A 19955-nucleotide genomic window follows, 5' to 3' on the forward strand; every position below is an offset into this window, starting at 1 on the left:
TCTTCTTTCTTCTAGTAACGGTTCTGGATCGGCACATCGAACGAAGTATTCAGAAGATCCTGCATATCGCCGGAAATATCAACATTTGCCGGTGTTACCAGAAAAATATAACTTGAAATTTTCTGAAGATTACCATCAATTGCAAAAGCAGATCCTGATGTGAAATCAATAATTCTCTGCGCGATCTCAAGATCCATACCTTCCAGATTCAAAATAACAGTTCTTCCCGCGAGAAGAGTCTCTGTAATCTCACGTGTATCATCCATTGCGTTTGGTTTGATTACACAAACTTCCATTGCAGGAGCATTTCTGCGTGTAGAAGGCTGGCGCATCGGGGTGACTTTATTTGAACGACCTGATTTTTTAAGCTGATAATCTTCCTCTTCTTCTTCGTAAGCAGCCGGTTTATCTTTCTTTCCAAAAATATTCTTTTTTGGCTTCTCTTCTTCATATGACTCATCTTCAAAATCGTCATCTTCATCGTAGAAATCATCATCATACTCATCATCGTCGCCGTTTAATTTCATAACGTCTAAAAACTTATCTAATACTCCCATTTTTCTTATACACTCCTATCTGTGGTATCTAAATCTGATGAGCATAATTTCGCTCGCCAAAAATTGCTGTCCCTATCCGAACCATGGTGGCTCCCTCTTCTATAGCAACTTCAAAATCATTGGTCATCCCCATTGAAAGAATACTCATGTTAACATTATCAACTTTTTCCTTTGCAATGTCAACAGATAATTTTCGTAAGTTTGCAAAATGTATACGATTTTCTTCCGGGTTTTCTACAAACGGAGCAATTGTCATCAATCCTTGTACTTTTATGTGTTGAAATCTGACAATTTCATGAATAAAATCCATAACTTCCTCTGGCATCAGACCGAATTTTGTATCTTCTTTTGCCATGTTTACTTCGAGAAGCACATTTACAACAATACCTTTTTTCGCTGCTTCTTTATCAATTGTTTCCGCAAGACGAATAGAATCAACAGAATGGATCAGCTCTGCCTTATCGATGATATATTTTACTTTGTTGCGCTGCAGATGACCAATCATCTGCCAGTGAATATCCTTTGGCATTATGTCATATTTTTCATCCAGTTCCTGCACTTTATTTTCACCAAAATAACGGCAACCGTAAGCATACGCTTCTTCCAGCATTTCTACCGGTTTGGTCTTGCTGACAGCAATCAGTGTTACATCCTCCCGTTTTCTGCCGGAGCGTTCGCATGCAGCGCATACACGTGCTTCCACATCTTTTAAGTTTTCTGTGATCATTTCTTTCACTCCATTTCTTATTGACTTACTATCTGATTATCCCGAACAGAATCTCCGTTCAGGGCAATATGATCATAATTGGATAGACTGTAGCTGTTTCCTTCTGCAATAATATAGTATTCATCACTCTCACTCAGGATCTGAACCTGCTTGAATACAGCATAGCCTTTATTGACATTATAAACTCCTTTGATGCTTTCGGTTTTCAAAAGATCCATCGTATCGGAAGATTCCGGCAACAAAAGAGTATCTCCTTTTTTCAGATTCTCTGTATCCAGATATGCAATACCCGATTCCGTATCCTCGTTAATGATCGTCACCGGAATAAATTCCGTTGTCGTCTTTCCTTTTTTGGTCGTCTGCCTGTAGACACCTTCGTTCTGAGAAGCCCCGCCGCTCGTGATATAATCTATCGGAACAGCATAACAGTCTTTCTCCGTTACCGAGGTTTTCGGAATCTTAAGCCCGGACTCGTCTTCCAGGATCAGTTCAATATTCACGAACCGTTCATCTGCATACCGGATCATGGAATCCTTAAAAGTAATATTGGCATAAATATCATTTTTCTTTTCCGTAAGTCGCATAGTTCCCCACAGGTCCTTATTATCCTTCAGGAATCTGACCTCAACAGAAAGGGAATCTTCCCCGTTCATTTTTTTCTGGAAGGTTTGTGCCAGATCAGAGGTCAGGCGTACCGTTACCGTCCACTCTTCATCTGTGACCAGGCGATATACCGGCTGCCCTGCATCAATCTTCTGGTTGCCTGAAAGCTCTGTGACACTGTAATTTGCCTTATCAAACATCTCATCCGTGATATTATCTGTCGTCAGATTTTCATAGCCATCTACCGAAAGCTCCACGATTCCGTCATCCGGGCTTTGAAATGCATCTACATTTCCGGACTGCAGAATAGAATTCAGCTGTGCAACCCTGCTCTGTGTCGTATTGTTCTGTAAGATCGCTGTTACTTCACTTTTCAGATTTGATGCCGTCTTAAACTCCTCCGGTGAATAGGATTCATTAAATCCCTGTGCCTTCAGCAGAATACTGTTCCATTCATCTGCATTCAGGGAAACTTCTTCATTGCTGTCCTGATCCGTCTGTGTCTCGAGCTTGGAAGACGTAATGGTGTAAATATTGGTTCCAAGTGCAACCTTCTGTGCATCGTCTACAAAATAATTGACATATCCGCTTTTTTCAGCATTCACCACCGTTTCTTTTCTGAGAACCATTCCGGTAAGATTCCTGTCTTTTAAAATGCTTCCTTCCCGTACCTCATATACACTCACTCTGTCTTTTGTAAAATAGATCAGAACGGTAAAAACAAGATACAAAAAAATAATTCCAAACAGAATCGTACCAATATTTAAATGTCCTTTTCGTTTATATTTCTGGAGGCTGACGACCTCCGTATTCTTCTTTTTCCCAGCCAAAAATCAAGCCTCCAAATCTATTCGGATTTTAACAGACACAGTGCCGCACCATTCAGATAATCACAGCACCTGCCCTGATACCTGCCTTCCTCTTCCATCTTCTGCAGCAGTTCGTCCCTCAGCCTCCACCAGCTGCATCCCCAGTTACAGAACACCGCATCTTTCTCAGGAATTCTTGAAAACATTCGTTCTACTGCCACGGTTTCCGGAATCTGTTCAAGAAACGTAATCACTCTTTCAAAATATTCTTCCTTTGAACATACCGTTATTTTACCATTTTCATACCAATCGCACAACCGTGTATTTCTGGCAATATAAAGCGAATGCAGTTTCACAATATCCACACCAAGCGCAGTGAGGATTCTTGCAGTCTCTTTTGCATCCGCTGCCGTATCTCCCGGAAGATTAAGAATCACATGGGTACAGATTGAAATACCAGTATATCTTTTAATCCGCAGTACTGCATCGATAAATTCTGCAAGGCCATGTCCCCTGTCGATCATCTGCAGTGTATGATAATTTGCTGTCTGTAATCCAAGTTCTACATTCATCTGAATTCCGGTCATCGCGCGGATATCTCTCATAATATCAAGATACTCAGCCGAAACACAATCCGGTCTTGTGGAAACAGATATCTCCACGACACCCGGAATCCTAGTAGCCTCCATCAGATAACTGCGAAATCTGTCCGGAGGAAGAAAGGTATTGGTATAATTCTGAAAATATGCAATATATTTGTTGGCATGGTATTTTCTCGTGATCATCTGTCTGGTCCGTGTCAACTGATCTGTGACAGAAACTGTAGCCGCCATTGCCTCAAATCCGGTTCCTGCACCGGCACAGAATGCACATCCATCTCCATCAAGACGGTTTGGACATGTGACCGGAAGGTTCACCGGAAGCTTGTATACTTTTTCACCATATTTGTTTTTCAGGTAATCCGAATATTTATAATATAACATATTTTTCCTCTCATTTATGAATAATTACAATATTTTAACACATACTAACCGTATAGAATCGTATAAGGAGGATATTTACATGAAATGGTTTGATAATACAGCACTCACCGTCGTGATCATCGGTGCTGTGAACTGGCTTCTGATCGGTATATTCCGTCTGGATCTTATTGCCTGGCTTTTTGGAAACATGTCATGGCTCTCACGTATCGTCTACACGATCGTCGGACTGTGTGGACTCTACCTGATCAGTCTTTTTGGTAGAATCGGATCCATGTCTGAATCTTAATACGCCCAGGTAATGTACCTGATACCATCTCGGTGTATTTTCTACATGCTTGAAAAAAAGAAAGGGGCTCCCAGACAAGAGATGCCCCTTTTTGTGTATACGATAAGATTCACACACCACATTTACTGCTGACCAGACGGGATTGCCTCGATCAATGATGTCATATCCTCATACAGAACCGGTTTTTCTGAGGCTCCCATAACAATCGATATGTATGGATTGTCACTGGAATCTTTTTCCATCAGAATCAGACAATATCCTGCTTCATCCGTTGTCCCGGTCTTCCCGCCTACGATCGTAACATTCTCCGGCACATCCACCTCTCCCTGCGCATAGAGATTGGTCGGTGTAAACAACGCCTCCTGGCTGTTACCGTCCACATCTGTATAATATGCGGTATATGCTTCACTCTGTATGATATTTACAAAATCTTCATGCTTTATGCACTCATTAAATATCAGATAAAGGTCATACGCTGTTGTATAATGATTGTCATCATGCAGTCCGTGCGGATTCATAAAATGAGTCCCGTTCGCCATCAATTCCTGGGCTCTGCGGTTCATCATATTAACAAACGCTTCTTCTGATCCACCTACATATTCCGCGATTGCTGTTGCTGCATCATTTCCAGAATACAAAAGAAGAGCTCCCAAAAGATCCCTGAGTGTCCAGACTTCTCCTTTCACAAGGCCGCACACCTGTGCATCCGCCGAAAAACTGGATGCATCTGCGTTTCCACTGATCGTCACCTGGTCATCCAAATTTGCATTCTCAATAGCGAGAAGTGCCGTCATGATCTTGGTTGTACTGGCAGGATACAGTCGTTCATGCGCTTTATAAGAATATAATACACGTTCTCCTGTAAGATCAAATAATGCAGCACTGTGCAATTCAGTATCTTCTGTATATCCCTCTAACGCCACATCATTTTGTGCTACACACAGCTCCTCTGCATAAAGCTTTCCCTGGTATAAATCCTGATTATAATTTTTAAGTTCATATGCTGTCACAGGTGTTGCTCCTTTTCCTCCGATGCAACCACCTGTAAACAGACTTATCGATGCCACACATACCAGTGCGACACTTTTTGCTCTACTTATACATCTCACGCCAATCCAAGTCTCCTCTGTCTAATGCAAGTATAATGATTTCTGCCGTTGCAAGATTGGTAGCCATCGGGATGTTGTGCATGTCACAAAGACGAATGACATCATTTACATCCGGTTCATGTGGCTTTGGATTCTGTGGATCCCGAAGAAAGATCAGAGCATCAATTCCATTCTGTGCAATCTGCGCACCGAGCTGTTGTTTGCCGCCCAGCGGTCCCGCAAGATATTTGTGAATAGAAAGATTAGTAACTTCTTCGATCAGCCGGCCGGTTGTACCGGTCGCATACAACTCATGCTTACTCAAAATCCCACGATATGCAATACAGAAATTCTGCATCAGTGTTTTCTTAGAGTCATGCGCAATAAGTCCGATATTCATTTTCTCAGCTCCTTTTACTGATATTTTTTAGGCTGAAGCCCTATATTTAATACAATGCCAATTCCCATATACAAGCTGATAAGCGAAGTCAGTCCGTAACTAACAAACGGAAGGGGAATTCCTGTATTTGGGAAGATCCCTGTTGCCACGCCGATATTGATAAACGACTGAAATCCTATCTGCGCGGCTACACCGCAGCAAATAATCCGCCCCGCCAGATCTTGTGCCCTGAGTCCTATCAATATGCATTGTACTACAATCAATAATAACAGACCAATCACGATACAGCAACCCACAAAACCTAATTCTTCACCTACAATTGCAAAAATAAAGTCTGTCTGTGGCTCAGAAATAAAATTTCCATTCTTCACGGATGTGGTTGTATTATTATTCAGTCCTTTACCGGTAAGCTGTCCGGAACCAATCGCCATAATTGCATTATTCTGCTGGTAAGCTTCATCACTTGCATATTTCTGCGGTTCCAGCCATGCCAGAATACGCTTTTGCTGATAATCGTGCAGAAATGGCTGATTTGGCTGTACAACAATACTGATAAAAATAATCGTAACCGGAACCAGAATCGCAATCAGGGTTCCGATAAATCGATAACTCAGTCCCGCCAGATACATCATAGCACAAAAGACAAGCGCTATGGATAAGGTTGTTGAAAGGTCTGGCTGAAGAACGATCAGGATCAGTGTTGGTGCAATCAGTCCTACTGCTTTCAGGATGGTTGCAGCACTGTTCAGATCATCCTCATGATTCATCAGAAATTTTGCAAAGAATACGACAACCAGTATTTTGCTGAGCTCTGATGGCTGAAAATTCGTCACTCCGATATCGATCCACCGCTGTGCACCATTTACATTGGTTCCAAACAGCTTTACACATACCAGAGCAATGATATTGATCCCGTATAAAATCCAGTAAAAGTTCAGAAGCCATACATAGTCTATCATCGAAAGAATGATCATCAGGATCACTCCGGCGACAAGTCCTATGATCTGTCTTCCCTGTACTGCCTGCTTTGCACTTCCGATTACCATAACTCCGATAATCGATATAGCAATAACAGAAATGACCAGACCGAATTTTACATCTTTTAAATGATAAGGTTTTGTCTTTTTTGGTAATCTCACGATTTTTCTCCTGTCAAGTTGATTCTAATCTGTGAACGTGTTATTTCCACTTTAAAATTATCTTCGGTTATCTTCATGTATTTTCCGATTGTGTGGTATAATTCTCCGCACAAAAGTTCATAAGTATCTGGCTGACACTGCACCCGGTCCGAAACAAGAAGGCTTTTCAAACGTTCTTTTGCAATGCGGACAGATGAGTGGTGCATACCTCTTTCAAATACATGCATGATACATCCTCCTAATTTCTTTTAAACATATGGGAAAGTTTGTAAAACAAACTTTCCTGTTTATCCAGATCGAGAAATGGCACTTCTTCACCGGTTATACGCCGGCAGATATTGGTATATGCTTTTCCTGCCAGCGAATCCATATCTACAACCGCCTCTCCCTGGTTCGTTCCGATCACGACCTGTTCATCATCCGGAATTGCTCCGATCAGATCGATAGGAAGAATCTCTGTCACATCTTCTACTGACATCATCTCTCCTCTTTTCACCATATCCATCCTGATACGGTTAATAATAAGATTCAGTTTTTTCATGTGATTCTGCTCCAGCAGCCCAATGATGCGGTCAGCATCACGAATGGAGGATACTTCTGGCGTTGTCACAACAAATGCTCTGTCAGCTCCGGCAATCGCATTCTGGAATCCCTGCTCAATTCCTGCCGGACAATCCAGTAAAACGTAATCAAATTCATCTCGAAGCTCATTTGTAAGCTTGATCATCTGCTCCGGTGTGATCGCTGACTTATCCTTTGTCTGTGCCGATGGCAGCAGATACAGATTTTCATGACGCTTATCACTAATCATCGCCTGCTTCAAACGGCAGCCACCTTCGATCACGTCGACCAGATTATATACGATCCGGTTTTCAAGTCCCATGACAACATCCAGATTCCGAAGACCCAGATCCGTATCGATCACCAGTACCTTTTTCCCGAGCCTTGAAAGTCCGGCACCTATATTTGCTGTCGTTGTTGTTTTTCCGACACCGCCTTTTCCCGATGTCACTACAATAATTTCACCCATTTTTCAGATCCTCCTACCACTCTAAATTCTCCAGTGGATCGATATAAATGCGCTTGCCGTCAAGACGGGCGATACTTGGTCTTACGGTTTCGTCCTGAAGATATGTATGTGTTGATACAATATCTGCAATCTTCATCACATGCGGTCTCATCGACAACGCCGTAATAAACGCATTCCGATCTCCTGTTGCCCCGGCATGTACCGTTCCCCTTACCGCACCCAGCACAACAATATTGCCCTTGGATACTACGGTTGCACCAAACTCTACATTGCCAAGTATAATAATACTCTGCTCTGTCTCCAGTACCTGCCTTTGTCTGAGTGTACCTTTGTAGAACTGACCTTCTTTTCTGGTTAAACTGTTAAGAGAGTCTTCTACTACTTTTTTGTATAATCTTTCTGTATTTTCATTAGTATCAAAAATACAGACAATATGGATATGAGCGACATCAGTGATCAGACCAATGACCTCTTCTTCCTGTGGTTTTGTAAGAATCCGCCCTTCAAACGTAACCGCCATGGTCGCATCTTTGAAAAAGCGGGCAGATTCGGTAAATTTTTCTCTCAATTCCTTCAGAATCTCTGTATACTCTGCATCAGGATCCATATGAACAATCAGACCGTATTTATTACTTTTAATGATGACTTTCTGTTTCATACCTGTGATCCCCCTCAATCTAGTCTCCATGTGTCGATGATGAACCTGCTGCCGATGCATGCCCTGTGATCAGCTCATCACGGCTTGTCTCTCCATAATAATAGCGCATCAGGTCTCTTCCAATCTCTGACGGATATAAAGATTCATAACCATTTTTGATACGGATCGCAAATGCGACTTCCGGATCGTCACTTGGCGCATAGCCAACAAACAGACCGTGATCCGGATGTGTAGTACTCTGCTGTGCCGTACCGGTTTTACCTGACATTGTAATATTTCCCAGCGAAGAATATGTACTGTTGCTGGTAACAACTGCCCGCATTCCCGACTGAACAGCATCCCATGTATTTCCGGAAACACCCTCTATCTGGTTCAGCACATCCGGTTCGTAAGTTTTTGTTACCTTACCATCCTTATTTTCCACATGATCCAGAAGGGAAAGATTATAAACAGTTCCTCTGTTTGCAATTGCTGTAACATATCTTGCAAGCTGAGTTGTCGTATAGTTATTAGTACCCTGACCGATTGCAGAACGTACAGAGTCCTGATCAGATACCTGAGGTGACGATTCCGGAATTTCGATTCCTGTTGTCTGGTTCAGTCCAAACATAGTCGCATATTTCAGAAGCGTCTCACATCCCTGGTCAGAAGAATATCCCGACTCGCTGCTCTTTGCATTACTGAGCATCTGGTTTGTAAGTCCCAGACGGTATCCAACTTCATAGAAGAACATATTGCAGGAATGCTGGATCGCACTCGTCACATTCAGACTTCCATGCGACCCCGGATAAATCCAGCATCGTGGACTCGGTGAAATTTTTTCATAGAGTCCGCCGCAGCTGATATACGTACTGGTATCAATGACATCTTCTGTCAGTCCGGCAACAGCAACCAGTGGTTTGTAAGTAGATCCCGGTGCCGTCTTCTCCTGCGTCGCATTATTATATAACGGTGCTGACTGATCATTTAAAAGCTTTGTATAATAGCCTGAATCCATGGTATTTGCAAGCCGGTTATTATCATATCCCGGGTAGGATACACAGGCAAGAAGCTGTCCGGTCTTCGTGTCAGTTACTACGACCGATCCGGTAGATGGTTCCAGTCCAAGCTGTCCCGGTGTGATTTCCAGATCTTCAATCTTGGAATACATGAAATCATAGGCGGTCATTGTACCATCCGCAAGCTTATTATAAACATCTGCATCATAATTCAGAATTCCCTGCTCATAAAGCATCATACCAATCTGGCTTCCTGTGATTTCTTCATTGCGTATCATATACTTGTAGATCAGTTTGTCAAATCCGGAATCCTTAGGAAGATTTGCACTGATATACGCCAGAATCCCCTGATATACTTCATTCTGATCCGAATACTCACTGTCACTGTTCATATAATCAGTCAGTTTTGATGTATCGATCCAGTTCTTGGAGATCGCATAATTCAGATAAGTATAGAGACTGATGCTCTCATCATTTTCCCACGCAATATATGTAGAATCATTGGTATCAATCGAATCTTTCTGAATGATTGCTGCATTCTGGGTAAGTACAGTACTGATAATATAACTGAGATATGCCTGCATATCCTCATCACAGTCTTTATATGCCGGCGCACCTGAATCACTCAGCTGTGCCATCACATCTGCAAGCACTGCCTCCTTTTTGGAGGAAAATGACGCATACACACTTTTCTCAGTCTCCCCGGCATCCGCAGCCTCAAAATGTCCCACATTCAGAACCTCATTGGAAATAAATGCATTGTAAACATCACCAATCGGTATCTTCACATCACTTCCCTCTTCTGCCTGTGTACGGTCATAGGTCAGAGACGTAGTCAGATTGGAAAGGATGATTCCGGCAAGCTTTTCTTCCAGGAGATCATAAGCTGCCTTTTGCAGATTGGCATCAATAGAAAGATAGACATCATTTCCTGCTTTTGCCTTTTTCCCCTGCTTGGACTCAATGACCTTTCCCACACTGTTAACATAAAGTTTGATTTCACCTTTTTCACCTTGAAGTGTTTTATCCAGTGTCTGCTCCAACCCTGCTTTTCCAACCACATCCGTAAGAGAATACGAGTCCGACTCCTTTTCATCCAACGCATCATATTCATCTTGTGAAATTACGCCCGTATAACCAAGAATAGACGCAAAATATTTGCTGTCCGGGTAATAACGGATTGAATCCTCTTCAATATTAACTCCCTGAAGAGTATCCAGGTTTTCCATAATAGCAGCTGTTGTACTTTCACTGACATCACTTGCAATCGTTGTAGCCACATACTTCTGATAGCGATTCAGTCCCATGGAATACCGGATTGTTACCAGCTTCAGGATTTCTTCTTTGGACAGTTTCTGTTCGTCCAGCCCATAACCGTAGGTCTCATCTGTACAGAGATAATGCATCAGATCTGCCGCACTGTATGCCTTCTGCTTGTTACTGAGCTTATCAATGGTTGCTTTTCCAAACACATCCGCAAGGAACCGCAGACGCTGCACCTCGCTTGTCATGGAATAAGCATATTCTCCATTATCATTGAGAATAATTTTGAAATCATTGACAATAGAATCTCCATTCGATTCAACAATACTGATCACTTTCTCAATTGTTGCATTGATGATTTTATTTTTCTCTTTAACCGTATCATAGTCACCGTTGTCTTCAATCGTGACGGAATATGCGAGCTTGTTATCTGCCAGAACCACTCCGTTCCGGTCCAGGATACGACCTCTGGTTCCCTGTACCTCTTTTGTTTTCTGGATCTGAAGCTTATAGTCATCCAGATATGCCTGTCCGTTTACGATCTGTAAAGCAAACACACGCTGTATCAAAATTGCAGAAAGCACAATAAACACAAGCATCAGCACAAACACTCTAGATTTTACCAAGTCGATAAACCATCTTTTCAGACGATCCAATAAATCAAACAAATCTGCTAGCACTCCTTTTTTCTTCTTCTTCAAGTCTTCGGTTAATATGCAGAATGATCTGATACAGAACCAGTGTAACCAGAATCGTGTAAACCAGTTCCGGCATGATCACATGTCTCAGATAATTCAAAAAATGGAAATCACTTTTTAACATGAATAAAAGGACATAAATCACCATACCATATAGAAACTCACTGCCGGCAATAAGTGCCAACGGGAGTTTAATGTCTTCGTCATAAAATACTCTCTGGAAAAATCCGTTGCCATATCCGATCAGCATATAGATCAGCGCATAAAATCCAAGCAGATTTCCACCTAGTATATCTTTTAAAAGTCCACAGAAAAAGCCGATGATCATCCCTTCTTTTTGTCCCCTCATAAATCCAAATGAGGACGTCACGATAATCAGGAGATTCGGAATAATCGAGGCAAACGCCAGCTTTTGAAACACCGTTGTCTCCAGAAGAAAACAGACAGTGATCAACACAGCACAGATCAGGATCCTTTTAATCTTTTTCATGTCTATTCGCCTCCGTTATCGCTTCCACTTTCACCTTTTCCATCGATCAGATCCTGCTTTGTTGTTGTAATAACAAGAACTTCCTGTAATTCCTTAAAATCCGTAGCAGGAATGATATATCCGGATCTTGTCAGGTTATTGGAATCTACATTTACCTCTGAAATATATCCAACCAGAAGTCCCTGCAGATATTTGCTGCTGATATTCGATGTTACAACCTGTTCTCCAACCGCCACTTCATTTTCATTATTGGCAAGCTGTTCAAATTTTAAAAGTCCGTCCTGCACCGTCTGCAGATCTCCGCTTACAATACATTTGTCAAAGGTTGTCAGGATCATGGCACTTACATTTTTATCATCGATAATCGAACTTACTGTTGCCCAGTTCGGTCCGACTTCTGTGACGATTCCAACCAGTCCGGTTCCAGATAGGACATTCATATCTTTCCTGATCCCATCATTGCTTCCCTTATCAATCGTAAATTTCGAAAACCAGTTGCTATTCTCGCTGGCGATTACATTTGCAGCAACTTTCGGATAATCCGCTGTATTCTGATCCATCTTATATAGTTCTTTATATCTTTCCAGCGTTGCTGAATTCTGCTGCAACCGGTTATTCTCAGTCGTCATCTCTTCCAGGCGGGATTTCAGTTCTTTGTTTTCTTTTTTTATTTCCTGAAGTGTTGCAAAATTCTCTGAAACATCGCCGATCCACATCCCGACACGGTTGATTCCTTTCTGCATCGGCACGATCGTGTAACCTGCTGCCCAGGAAAGCGGTCCTTTCCCGGACTCTGCAAATCCGGAAAGTCCCATCAATACAATACATATGATAGCAAGGATCAGCAACCAGTATTTATTTGATGTCGAAAATTGATTCTTTCTTTTCATCTATCTTATCCACCTATAATTTTCATCCAACATTGAGTACGAAATTTTTTTAAGTTCTTTTGAATTGATCATCCGTCGCAGCCCTTCTACTGCACACAGATCCGGCTTAGCAGCCACATGCACCGGATATCCAGTCACAGCTTCTATGTACCGGTCAAGCCCCGGTAGCCTGGAAACACCACCCGTCAGACAGATTCCATTCTTTTTGATTGAACGGGCTACCTCCGGTGGGGTCCGTTCAATCAACTGACCAATCTGCGAAGTACAGGTTTCCAGAGATTCTTTCATCGCAGCCCGTACCGCACTGCTTGGGATTTCCTGGTATCTTGGTACACCAACAACCAGATTACGTCCGGCAACCACCATGGAAGCTTTTCCGTTTCCGCCAAGCACTCCAAAACGTTTTCTGAGAGCCTCGGCTGTCTGTCTTCCGATCAGAAAATCATAATTCCGGCGGACCATATTCTGAACTGCCACATCAAATGTCATACCACCAATCTTAAGCATTTTATTAAGTACCATGCCACCTGAACCTACTACAGATAATTCGGTTGTAGCCGCACCAAAATCAACGATCAGCATCCCTTTTGTCTTCCGGACATCAATTCCCATTCCGATACACTGCGCAACACCGCGTTCTACAATACTCACTTCTTTTGCTTTCGCCGTTGAATGAACAACCAGATCAAAAAACGCCCGTTTTTCAACTTCTGTGACATCCGTAGGTACTGCGATCAGATATTCTGATCCTCTTGTAAAACGGCGCTCTTTCTTCAGCAGATTCTGAAGAAGATACTGCATATCCGTAAATCTGCTGATTACACCTTCTTTCATCGGAAACACCACTTCAATATTTCCCGGTGTTCTCTCGAACATCGCATATGCTTCATCGCCGACAGCCAAGATCTCTTTTCCGTCCACAATAGCAATTACATTCTTCTCTTTCCACGTACTGTCCTGCTTTTTATCATACACCTTGATCTCATAAGTTCCGAGATCAAGACCGTAAATATTTCGCGCCATAATCTAAAGTTCCTTTCCATACTACTTTTCCTTAAGCAGCTTCTGCTCTGCGAGTGATACATAGCAGTTATCACCAATAATGATATGATCCAGAAGTTCAATTCCAAGAAGGCTTCCGCCCTCCCGGATGCGCTGTGTCACAAGAATATCTTCCCTGCTCGGCATCGGATCACCACTTGGATGATTGTGCAACAATATAATATAGACTGCGTTCTTTTGCAATGCCTCTATAAAAAGCTCTCTCGGGGAAATTACGGACATGTTTACTGTCCCTCTCGAAATTTCGCTTTCTCCGATCAGTCTGGAACGCGTATTCAGCATCAGCAGTTTCAAATGCTCCTGCCTGTAATAGCGCATATCTTCCATATAATATGCTGCAATTGTATCCGGTCTTGAAAAATCCAGATCTTCTCTGGCTGAAAGCTGGGACATTCTCTTGGAAAGTTCACAAAGACATAAGATCTGAATAGCCTTTACTCTTCCGATTCCACTGATTTTCAGCAGTTCTTCTTTTGTCCAGCTTTGAAGATGGGCTTTGGCTTGTGGCTGTGTACCTTCTCCGGGATAAAAAAGCTTCCTGGCAAGATCCAGTGCACTCTCTCCCTTTGTTCCAGTCCTTAACAAAACAGCGAGCAATTCAATATCTGTTAAACTGCCCGCCCCAAAGCGTTCACATTTTTCATATGGCCGCTCTTCTGATAACATTTCTCGAATGGTATTTTTTTGATTCATCCTTTTGCAGGATTTGTTGATTCACACCAGACTCTCCACCCTTGTATATGGGATGCTTTATACATCCTATAAGAAACGATAAATGAATATGGAGATAATCACTCCAATAATGCTTGCGATCGTGATCTTAATCGTAAGACCAAACGTAATAACGACAAGTCCGAGGTTCAAAACAATCGGTGTCTCTACCCCGAAAGTCTGTCCATAAGAAAGCCAGCTAAGTGCTGGAACCCCTTCTGCAAGCACACCGATAAAGCCACCCAGAACAATCCCTGCCAGAATCAGCAGAAATAACGCCCAGGCATTCTTACTTCCGGCTCCTCTCATCTGTACTCCTCCTCTTTTGAATCACAAACTGGTATCATTTTAGCATATTTTAAAAAACGTGTATAGACTTTTTAAATATTATTTTTTTCTTAACACAGCTGTTTTCTATAAAAACGGTGCATATTTTTGTCGAATTTTCTCTGCGATTTTAATACCGTCTGCTGCCGCCGACGTAATCCCGCCGGCATATCCTGCGCCCTCTCCGCAAGGATAAAGTCCTCCAATCACGCTTTCCAGCGAATGATTATCTCTTACGATCCGTACCGGCGAAGAGGTTCTGCTCTCCACTCCGGAAAGAATGGAAAGAGGATGCGAAAAACCTCGAATTTTCTTGTTAAAATCTTCCATCCCATCCACCAGCGCGCTACTGATCTTTGCCGGAAAAATCCCCGCCAGATTTGTTTCTTCATACGCACCCTTCATACATGGCTCATGTCCCTGATACCAGACTTCTGCTTCGGTCTTTTCCTTTTCTTTTCCGGTCACACTCCGGTAAAAATCCCCGTATCTCTGTACCGGAATTTTTCCTTTTCCTGCTTTGTAAGCTGCCTTTTCCAGTTCTCTCTGGAATGTAATTCCGGCGAGCGGATGGTCGCTTTCAAAATCGTCCGGTGTAACCGTCACAACGATTGCGCTGTTAGCATTGTGGCTGTCACGGGCATGATAGCTCATTCCGTTGACCGCAAGATATCCCTCCTCCGAAGACGCATTAACCACATAGCCTCCCGGACACATACAGAACGAATATACACCTCTTCCATCCGGCAGTTTTGCAGTCAGCTTATAGGCTGCTGCCGGAAGAGATGCCTTTGCATCCCCATACTGGGAATGATTGATCAGCTCCTGCGGGTGTTCTGCACGTACACCAACCGCAAAGGATTTTGCCTCCATCGGAACCTTTTTCCCGAAGAGCATCGCAAAGGTCTCCCGCGCACTGTGTCCCGGTGCCAGAACCAGCGTCTCCGTCTGTATTTCTTCTTTTTCTTTTTTCAGAAGATCTTCATATATGATCCCTCTGATCCGCCTTGTATTTTCTGTAAAAAGGATCTCTGTCATCTGTGTATGGAAATGGATTTCACCACCCCACACAAGGATTTTCTCCCGCATATTTCTGATCACAGTCCGTAGAATATCCGTTCCAATGTGTGGTTTATTCACATAAAGAATGTCTTTTGGTGCTCCGTTTTCCACGAAAATCTCCAGCACCTTACGATTGCGCCCCACCGGATCCTTGATCAGTGTATTTAGTTTTCCGTCTGAAAACGTCCCTGCTCCGCCTTCTCCAAACTGCACATTAGAATCCGGTTTCAGCACCCCCGTCTTCCAGAACTCCTCAACATCTTTCTGTCGCTCTTCTACCGGTGCCCCCTGTTCCAGAAGAACCGGCTGATACCCATATTCTGCAAGAAAATACGCACAGAAAAGTCCGGCAGGACCGCATCCGACAACTACCGGACGTGACTTCAATTTTTCGTTGCCTCCTGTCGGAAAAACATATGGCATTGCTTCATGGAGTTGCACATTTCCTGCACGCTTTTTTCGGGTAAGCATCTTCAAAAGCTGTTTTTCATTGTCCGCTTTTACATCCACAGTATAGACATAGAACAGCTCCGGCTTCTTTCTGGCATCCAGAGACTGCTTGATAATCTCATAGCTCTGTACCGCTTCTGTCCTGCACATCAGTGTGTGCACAATCTTTTTCTTCAAATCCTCTTCCGTATGCGTAACCGGAAGCTTCAGCTGACTGATTCTAAGCATTTGCCGCTCCTTTCCCTGCCAGATAACCACTGGTCCATGCCCACTGCAGATTGTAACCTCCGCAGATTCCATCTACATCCAGAATTTCTCCTGCAAAATAAAGTCCTTTTACAAGCTTCGACTCCATCGTGTCCGGATCAATCTCGCTTGTATCTACACCACCCGCACAGATCTGCGCCTGTTCAAACGGATTTGTCTTATCAATATAAGTCCGGAAATGCTTACAGATCCGGCAAAGTCTTTCCAGATTCTCTTCACCAAGGTCATGCACCGGCATTGTTCCCGAAATTCCAATTCTCTTAAGCAGCGCACCGGCAAGCTTTTTGTGGAATAGCCCATTAAAATACTGTTCCATCACAAGACCATCCAGCCTTATCTTCCGTTCCTTTAACATCTGCAAAAATTCTACATCTCCAAAATCCGGCATAAAATCCAGTTCTGCTAAAACTTCTTTCTTTTCATACAGACCTCTCGCCGCATAACGGCTGATCTGAAAAACCGGGATCCCGGAAATACCATAATCCGTAAGCTGCAGCTCGCCGATATCAGAAGCCGTTTCTGTCCCATCGATAAAAACCGTTACTTTTCCATGAGTACGCACGCCTGCGACTTGCCGATACAGCTTTTCCCTGCACCGGAGCTGTACCAGAGCCGGGACAACCGGAACCAGCTTATGTCCCAGCATTTTTGCCAGGTCATATCCACTTCCGTCACTCCCTAGCTTTGCAGCTGCCTTTGATCCGGCCGCAAGGATCACAGCCTCACCGGAAATCATTCCTTTTTTCCCATCTTTTGAAAAACTGATCTGAAAACCATTTTTCTTTGGTATGATCCCAAATACGCGAACTCCGGTATGAATCCGGATCTTTGCCAGTTTCAGCGCAGACTCCAGCGCTTCCCTCACTGCCGAGGCTTGCTCGGACCAGGGATACAGATAGCCATTTTTATCCTTCGGATAAATTCCAAGATTTTTAAAAAAAGACGTTGTCTCAGGCTCAGAAAATTTTCCGATTGATTTCCATGCAAATCCGCTATTGTCGCTTCGATAGCAGGATGGATCCTGAAAACGATTGGTAAAGTTACATCTGCCATTACCCGTCGACAGTATTTTTCTGCCAATTATTTCATTCTGTTCCAGAAGCAGTACATCTGCGCCGTTCTGCGCCGCCGTAAGTGCAGCCATACTGCCAGCTGCTCCGCCGCCGATGATGATGACTCTTTTTTTCATTCTATAATTCCTTTACAATTCCTTTTTCATATAACTTCTGAAGAGACATTAAAATACCAAGTTTTGCATGCGCCCAGGTGAGACCTCCCTGAAAATATACTGCATACGGTTCTTTGATCGGTCCATCTGCACTCAGTTCGATGGACGATCCCTGTACAAACGCCCCTGCCGCCATAATCACATCACTGTCATATCCCGGCATTGCCCACGGTTCCGGTGTCACATAACTGTCAACCGGTGCTGCCGCCTGGATTCCCTGACAGAATGCGATTACACCTTCCGCACTTCCAAGTGTTACCGCCTGAATGATATCGTGGCGTTCCTCTTTTCCATCCGGTACAACTGCGTAACCAAGCTTTTCATATACATTCGCCGCAAAAATAGCACCTTTTAATGCACCTGCAACAACAGTCGGTGCAAGGAAAAGTCCCTGATAAAACGACTGCATCACACCAAGTGAAGCACCCACTTCTTTTCCAAGTCCAGGAGAAGTAAGGCGGTAAGCACACTGCTCGATCAGATCCTTTCTTCCAGCCACATAGCCACCGATCGGGGCAAGTCCGCCGCCCGGATTCTTGATCAGGGAACCGACAACCAGATCCGCACCCACATCACTTGGCTCCTTTTCTTCTACGAATTCACCATAGCAGTTATCCACCATACAGATGACTTCCGGTTTGATCTTCTTGACAAATGCAATTGCTTCCCCAATTTGATCCACAGAAAAACTCGGTCTTGTCTGATATCCTTTGGAACGCTGAATCGTGATCAGCTTTGTTTTCTCGCCAATCGCTTTTTCAATCGAATCAAAGTCAAAGCTTCCGTCCGGCAGCAGGTCCACCTGGTTATAGATTACTCCATATTCTGCAAGGGAACCTGTGGATGGGCGGATTCCAATGACCTCTTCCAGTGTGTCATAAGGCTTTCCTGCGATGGAAAGCAGTTCATCACCAGGTCTTAAATTTGCAGAAAGCGTTAAAGCAAGTGCATGGGTTCCACAGGTAATCTGTGGTCTTACCAGCGCATCTTCGGTATGAAAGACATTTGCATACACCTTTTCCAGCGTATCTCTTCCGAAATCATTGTATCCATAGCCAGATGCATAGTTAAAGCATTCTGCATTCACCCTTGCCTCCTGCATGGCATGAATGACCTTCAACTGGTTCAACTCTGCCATCTTATCGATCTTATCAAAACGTTCTTTCAGTGATTTTTCAATTTTTTCTCCAAAGTCATAAACTTCCGGTGAAATTCCGGTCTGTTCATATAATTTCTGTATTTTCTGACTGATATCCATTAGTCTGTAATCTCCTTTTCTTTCAGTATCGCAAGCATTGCCTGCAAAATCTTCTCTTCATCGTATCCGAATTCCTCTTTCTGGATCCAGTTCACATCCCGCTCTCTGCGGAACCAGGTCAACTGGCGTTTTGCAAAATGACGGGTATCCCTTTTCAGGATCGTTACCGCTTCTTCAAGTGAATTCTTTCCATCCAGATAATCCAGAATTTCCTTATATCCAAGTCCCTGCATTGAAACCATTTCCCTTGTGCATCCTCTGGTCTTTAAAGCAGTCACCTCATCTACAAGCCCCTGCTCCACCATCAAATCCACACGACGATCAATCCGCTCATACAAACGGCTACGCACATCATTCAGAACAAAATACGCAAACCGATACGGGGAATCCTTCTCCCGTTCTGCTTCATTATGTTCGGAAATCTTTGTTCCTGTCTCATGATAATATTCCAGAGCACGAATCACTCGTTTTACATTATTTGCATGAATTGCATCTGCCGACTTTGGATCCGCTTCCCGGAGCCTGTCATGGAGCGCCTGCGCACCATGCTCCTTTGCATACGTTTCCAGCTTCTTTCGATAGGCAGTGTTTTCTTCTCCCTTTTCAAAATCAATGTCATACAAAAGCGCCTGGATATAAAATCCCGTGCCACCTACAACAATCGGAATACGTCCTCTCTTATAGATCTCTACCATTGCATCTTTTGCCATCTTCTGAAAAACAGCTACATTAAATTCCTCTTCCGGATTAAGCACATCGATCAGATAATGTTTCACACCTTTCATCTCTTCCGGCAAAATCTTCGCGGAACCAATATCCATGTGCCGGTATACCTGCATCGAATCCGCCGAAATGATCTCTCCTCCAATTGCTTTTGCAAGACCAATCGACGCAGCCGTCTTTCCGACAGCAGTCGGACCTGTCAATATGATCAGTGGCTTTTTCTTCTCTGTCATCTGTGTCATGTTCTT

The 19955-nt window shown here is 43.3% G+C and carries 21 protein-coding genes; 1 reads left to right on the forward strand and 20 read right to left on the reverse strand.

Annotated features, from left to right (window positions below):
- Positions 1 to 11: 11 nt before the first annotated feature.
- Genes PGU50_RS13375 through PGU50_RS13390 form a run of 4 tightly spaced genes read right to left on the reverse strand, consistent with a single transcriptional unit; the run spans position 12 to position 3679 of the window.
- Positions 12 to 557: a cell division protein SepF gene (locus PGU50_RS13375; RefSeq protein ID WP_008370263.1), complete on the reverse strand. Its 546-nt coding sequence runs from the start codon at positions 555 to 557 to the stop codon at positions 12 to 14.
- 28 nt (positions 558 to 585) lie between these two features.
- Positions 586 to 1284 (reverse strand): YggS family pyridoxal phosphate-dependent enzyme, encoded by a 699-nt coding sequence (locus tag PGU50_RS13380; RefSeq protein WP_008370261.1) that lies wholly within the window; start codon positions 1282 to 1284, stop codon positions 586 to 588.
- A gap of 17 nt (positions 1285 to 1301) precedes the next feature.
- A complete protein-coding gene (locus tag PGU50_RS13385) occupies positions 1302 to 2717 on the reverse strand; it encodes an HlyD family efflux transporter periplasmic adaptor subunit (RefSeq protein ID WP_195502632.1) in 1416 nt (471 codons plus the stop codon).
- 17 nt (positions 2718 to 2734) lie between these two features.
- Positions 2735 to 3679 carry a TIGR01212 family radical SAM protein gene (locus PGU50_RS13390; RefSeq protein ID WP_270247178.1) on the reverse strand — a complete coding sequence of 315 codons (945 nt, stop codon included), beginning with the start codon at positions 3677 to 3679 and terminating at the stop codon, positions 2735 to 2737.
- 79 nt (positions 3680 to 3758) lie between these two features.
- On the opposite strand from PGU50_RS13390, the gene PGU50_RS13395 reads away from it, so the two are divergent.
- Positions 3759 to 3965: a DUF378 domain-containing protein gene (locus tag PGU50_RS13395; protein ID WP_022221010.1), complete on the forward strand. Its 207-nt coding sequence runs from the start codon at positions 3759 to 3761 to the stop codon at positions 3963 to 3965.
- Between the two features lie 122 nt (positions 3966 to 4087).
- On the opposite strand, the gene PGU50_RS13400 is transcribed toward PGU50_RS13395, so the two are convergent.
- The 16 genes from PGU50_RS13400 to miaA form a co-directional block, all read right to left on the reverse strand.
- On the reverse strand, positions 4088 to 5074 hold the full coding sequence (locus PGU50_RS13400; RefSeq protein WP_270247179.1) for a D-alanyl-D-alanine carboxypeptidase family protein: 987 nt from the start codon (positions 5072 to 5074) through the stop codon (positions 4088 to 4090).
- Positions 5058 to 5453 carry a methylglyoxal synthase gene (locus PGU50_RS13405; RefSeq protein WP_008370250.1) on the reverse strand — a complete coding sequence of 132 codons (396 nt, stop codon included), beginning with the start codon at positions 5451 to 5453 and terminating at the stop codon, positions 5058 to 5060. Before PGU50_RS13405 ends, PGU50_RS13400 begins: the two co-directional genes overlap by 17 nt.
- Before the next feature lie 14 nt (positions 5454 to 5467).
- Positions 5468 to 6592, reverse strand: coding sequence for an FtsW/RodA/SpoVE family cell cycle protein (locus PGU50_RS13410; RefSeq protein WP_270247180.1), 1125 nt, complete (start codon positions 6590 to 6592; stop codon positions 5468 to 5470).
- Positions 6589 to 6819, reverse strand: coding sequence for a cell division topological specificity factor MinE (locus tag PGU50_RS13415; RefSeq protein WP_022221008.1), 231 nt, complete (start codon positions 6817 to 6819; stop codon positions 6589 to 6591). The genes PGU50_RS13410 and PGU50_RS13415 overlap by 4 nt, the downstream gene beginning before the upstream one ends.
- Positions 6820 to 6830: 11 nt before the next feature.
- Positions 6831 to 7622, reverse strand: coding sequence for a septum site-determining protein MinD (gene minD / locus PGU50_RS13420; RefSeq protein ID WP_008370246.1), 792 nt, complete (start codon positions 7620 to 7622; stop codon positions 6831 to 6833).
- Between the two features lie 13 nt (positions 7623 to 7635).
- Entirely contained in the window at positions 7636 to 8280 is a 645-nt protein-coding gene (locus tag PGU50_RS13425; protein WP_270247181.1) for a septum site-determining protein MinC, read from the reverse strand.
- A gap of 19 nt (positions 8281 to 8299) precedes the next feature.
- Positions 8300 to 11140, reverse strand: coding sequence for a penicillin-binding transpeptidase domain-containing protein (locus tag PGU50_RS13430; RefSeq protein WP_416810409.1), 2841 nt, complete (start codon positions 11138 to 11140; stop codon positions 8300 to 8302).
- A 61-nt stretch (positions 11141 to 11201) separates the two neighbouring features.
- A complete protein-coding gene (gene mreD / locus PGU50_RS13435) occupies positions 11202 to 11729 on the reverse strand; it encodes a rod shape-determining protein MreD (RefSeq protein ID WP_173826051.1) in 528 nt (175 codons plus the stop codon).
- A gap of 2 nt (positions 11730 to 11731) precedes the next feature.
- On the reverse strand, positions 11732 to 12619 hold the full coding sequence (gene mreC, locus PGU50_RS13440; RefSeq protein WP_117823648.1) for a rod shape-determining protein MreC: 888 nt from the start codon (positions 12617 to 12619) through the stop codon (positions 11732 to 11734).
- Positions 12620 to 13642, reverse strand: coding sequence for a rod shape-determining protein (locus tag PGU50_RS13445; protein ID WP_118198279.1), 1023 nt, complete (start codon positions 13640 to 13642; stop codon positions 12620 to 12622).
- A gap of 21 nt (positions 13643 to 13663) precedes the next feature.
- Positions 13664 to 14374 carry a RadC family protein gene (gene radC, locus PGU50_RS13450; RefSeq protein WP_008370231.1) on the reverse strand — a complete coding sequence of 237 codons (711 nt, stop codon included), beginning with the start codon at positions 14372 to 14374 and terminating at the stop codon, positions 13664 to 13666.
- A gap of 66 nt (positions 14375 to 14440) precedes the next feature.
- Positions 14441 to 14701 carry a DUF4321 domain-containing protein gene (locus PGU50_RS13455; protein WP_008370229.1) on the reverse strand — a complete coding sequence of 87 codons (261 nt, stop codon included), beginning with the start codon at positions 14699 to 14701 and terminating at the stop codon, positions 14441 to 14443.
- A gap of 105 nt (positions 14702 to 14806) precedes the next feature.
- Complete coding sequence (locus tag PGU50_RS13460; RefSeq protein ID WP_270247182.1) at positions 14807 to 16459, reverse strand: NAD(P)/FAD-dependent oxidoreductase; 1653 nt, start codon at positions 16457 to 16459, stop codon at positions 14807 to 14809.
- Positions 16452 to 17687, reverse strand: a complete 1236-nt coding sequence (locus PGU50_RS13465; protein ID WP_270247183.1) for an NAD(P)/FAD-dependent oxidoreductase — start codon at positions 17685 to 17687, stop codon at positions 16452 to 16454. The genes PGU50_RS13460 and PGU50_RS13465 overlap by 8 nt, the downstream gene beginning before the upstream one ends.
- A gap of 1 nt (position 17688) precedes the next feature.
- Positions 17689 to 18984 carry a methionine gamma-lyase family protein gene (locus PGU50_RS13470; protein WP_117558327.1) on the reverse strand — a complete coding sequence of 432 codons (1296 nt, stop codon included), beginning with the start codon at positions 18982 to 18984 and terminating at the stop codon, positions 17689 to 17691.
- Entirely contained in the window at positions 18984 to 19949 is a 966-nt protein-coding gene (miaA, locus tag PGU50_RS13475) for a tRNA (adenosine(37)-N6)-dimethylallyltransferase MiaA (protein ID WP_173692525.1), read from the reverse strand. The genes PGU50_RS13470 and miaA overlap by 1 nt, the downstream gene beginning before the upstream one ends.
- Positions 19950 to 19955 lie beyond the last annotated feature (6 nt).

It is taken from the genome of Coprococcus sp. AM11-30B, assembly GCF_027674365.1.
GTDB lineage: Bacteria > Bacillota > Clostridia > Lachnospirales > Lachnospiraceae > Allocoprococcus > Allocoprococcus comes.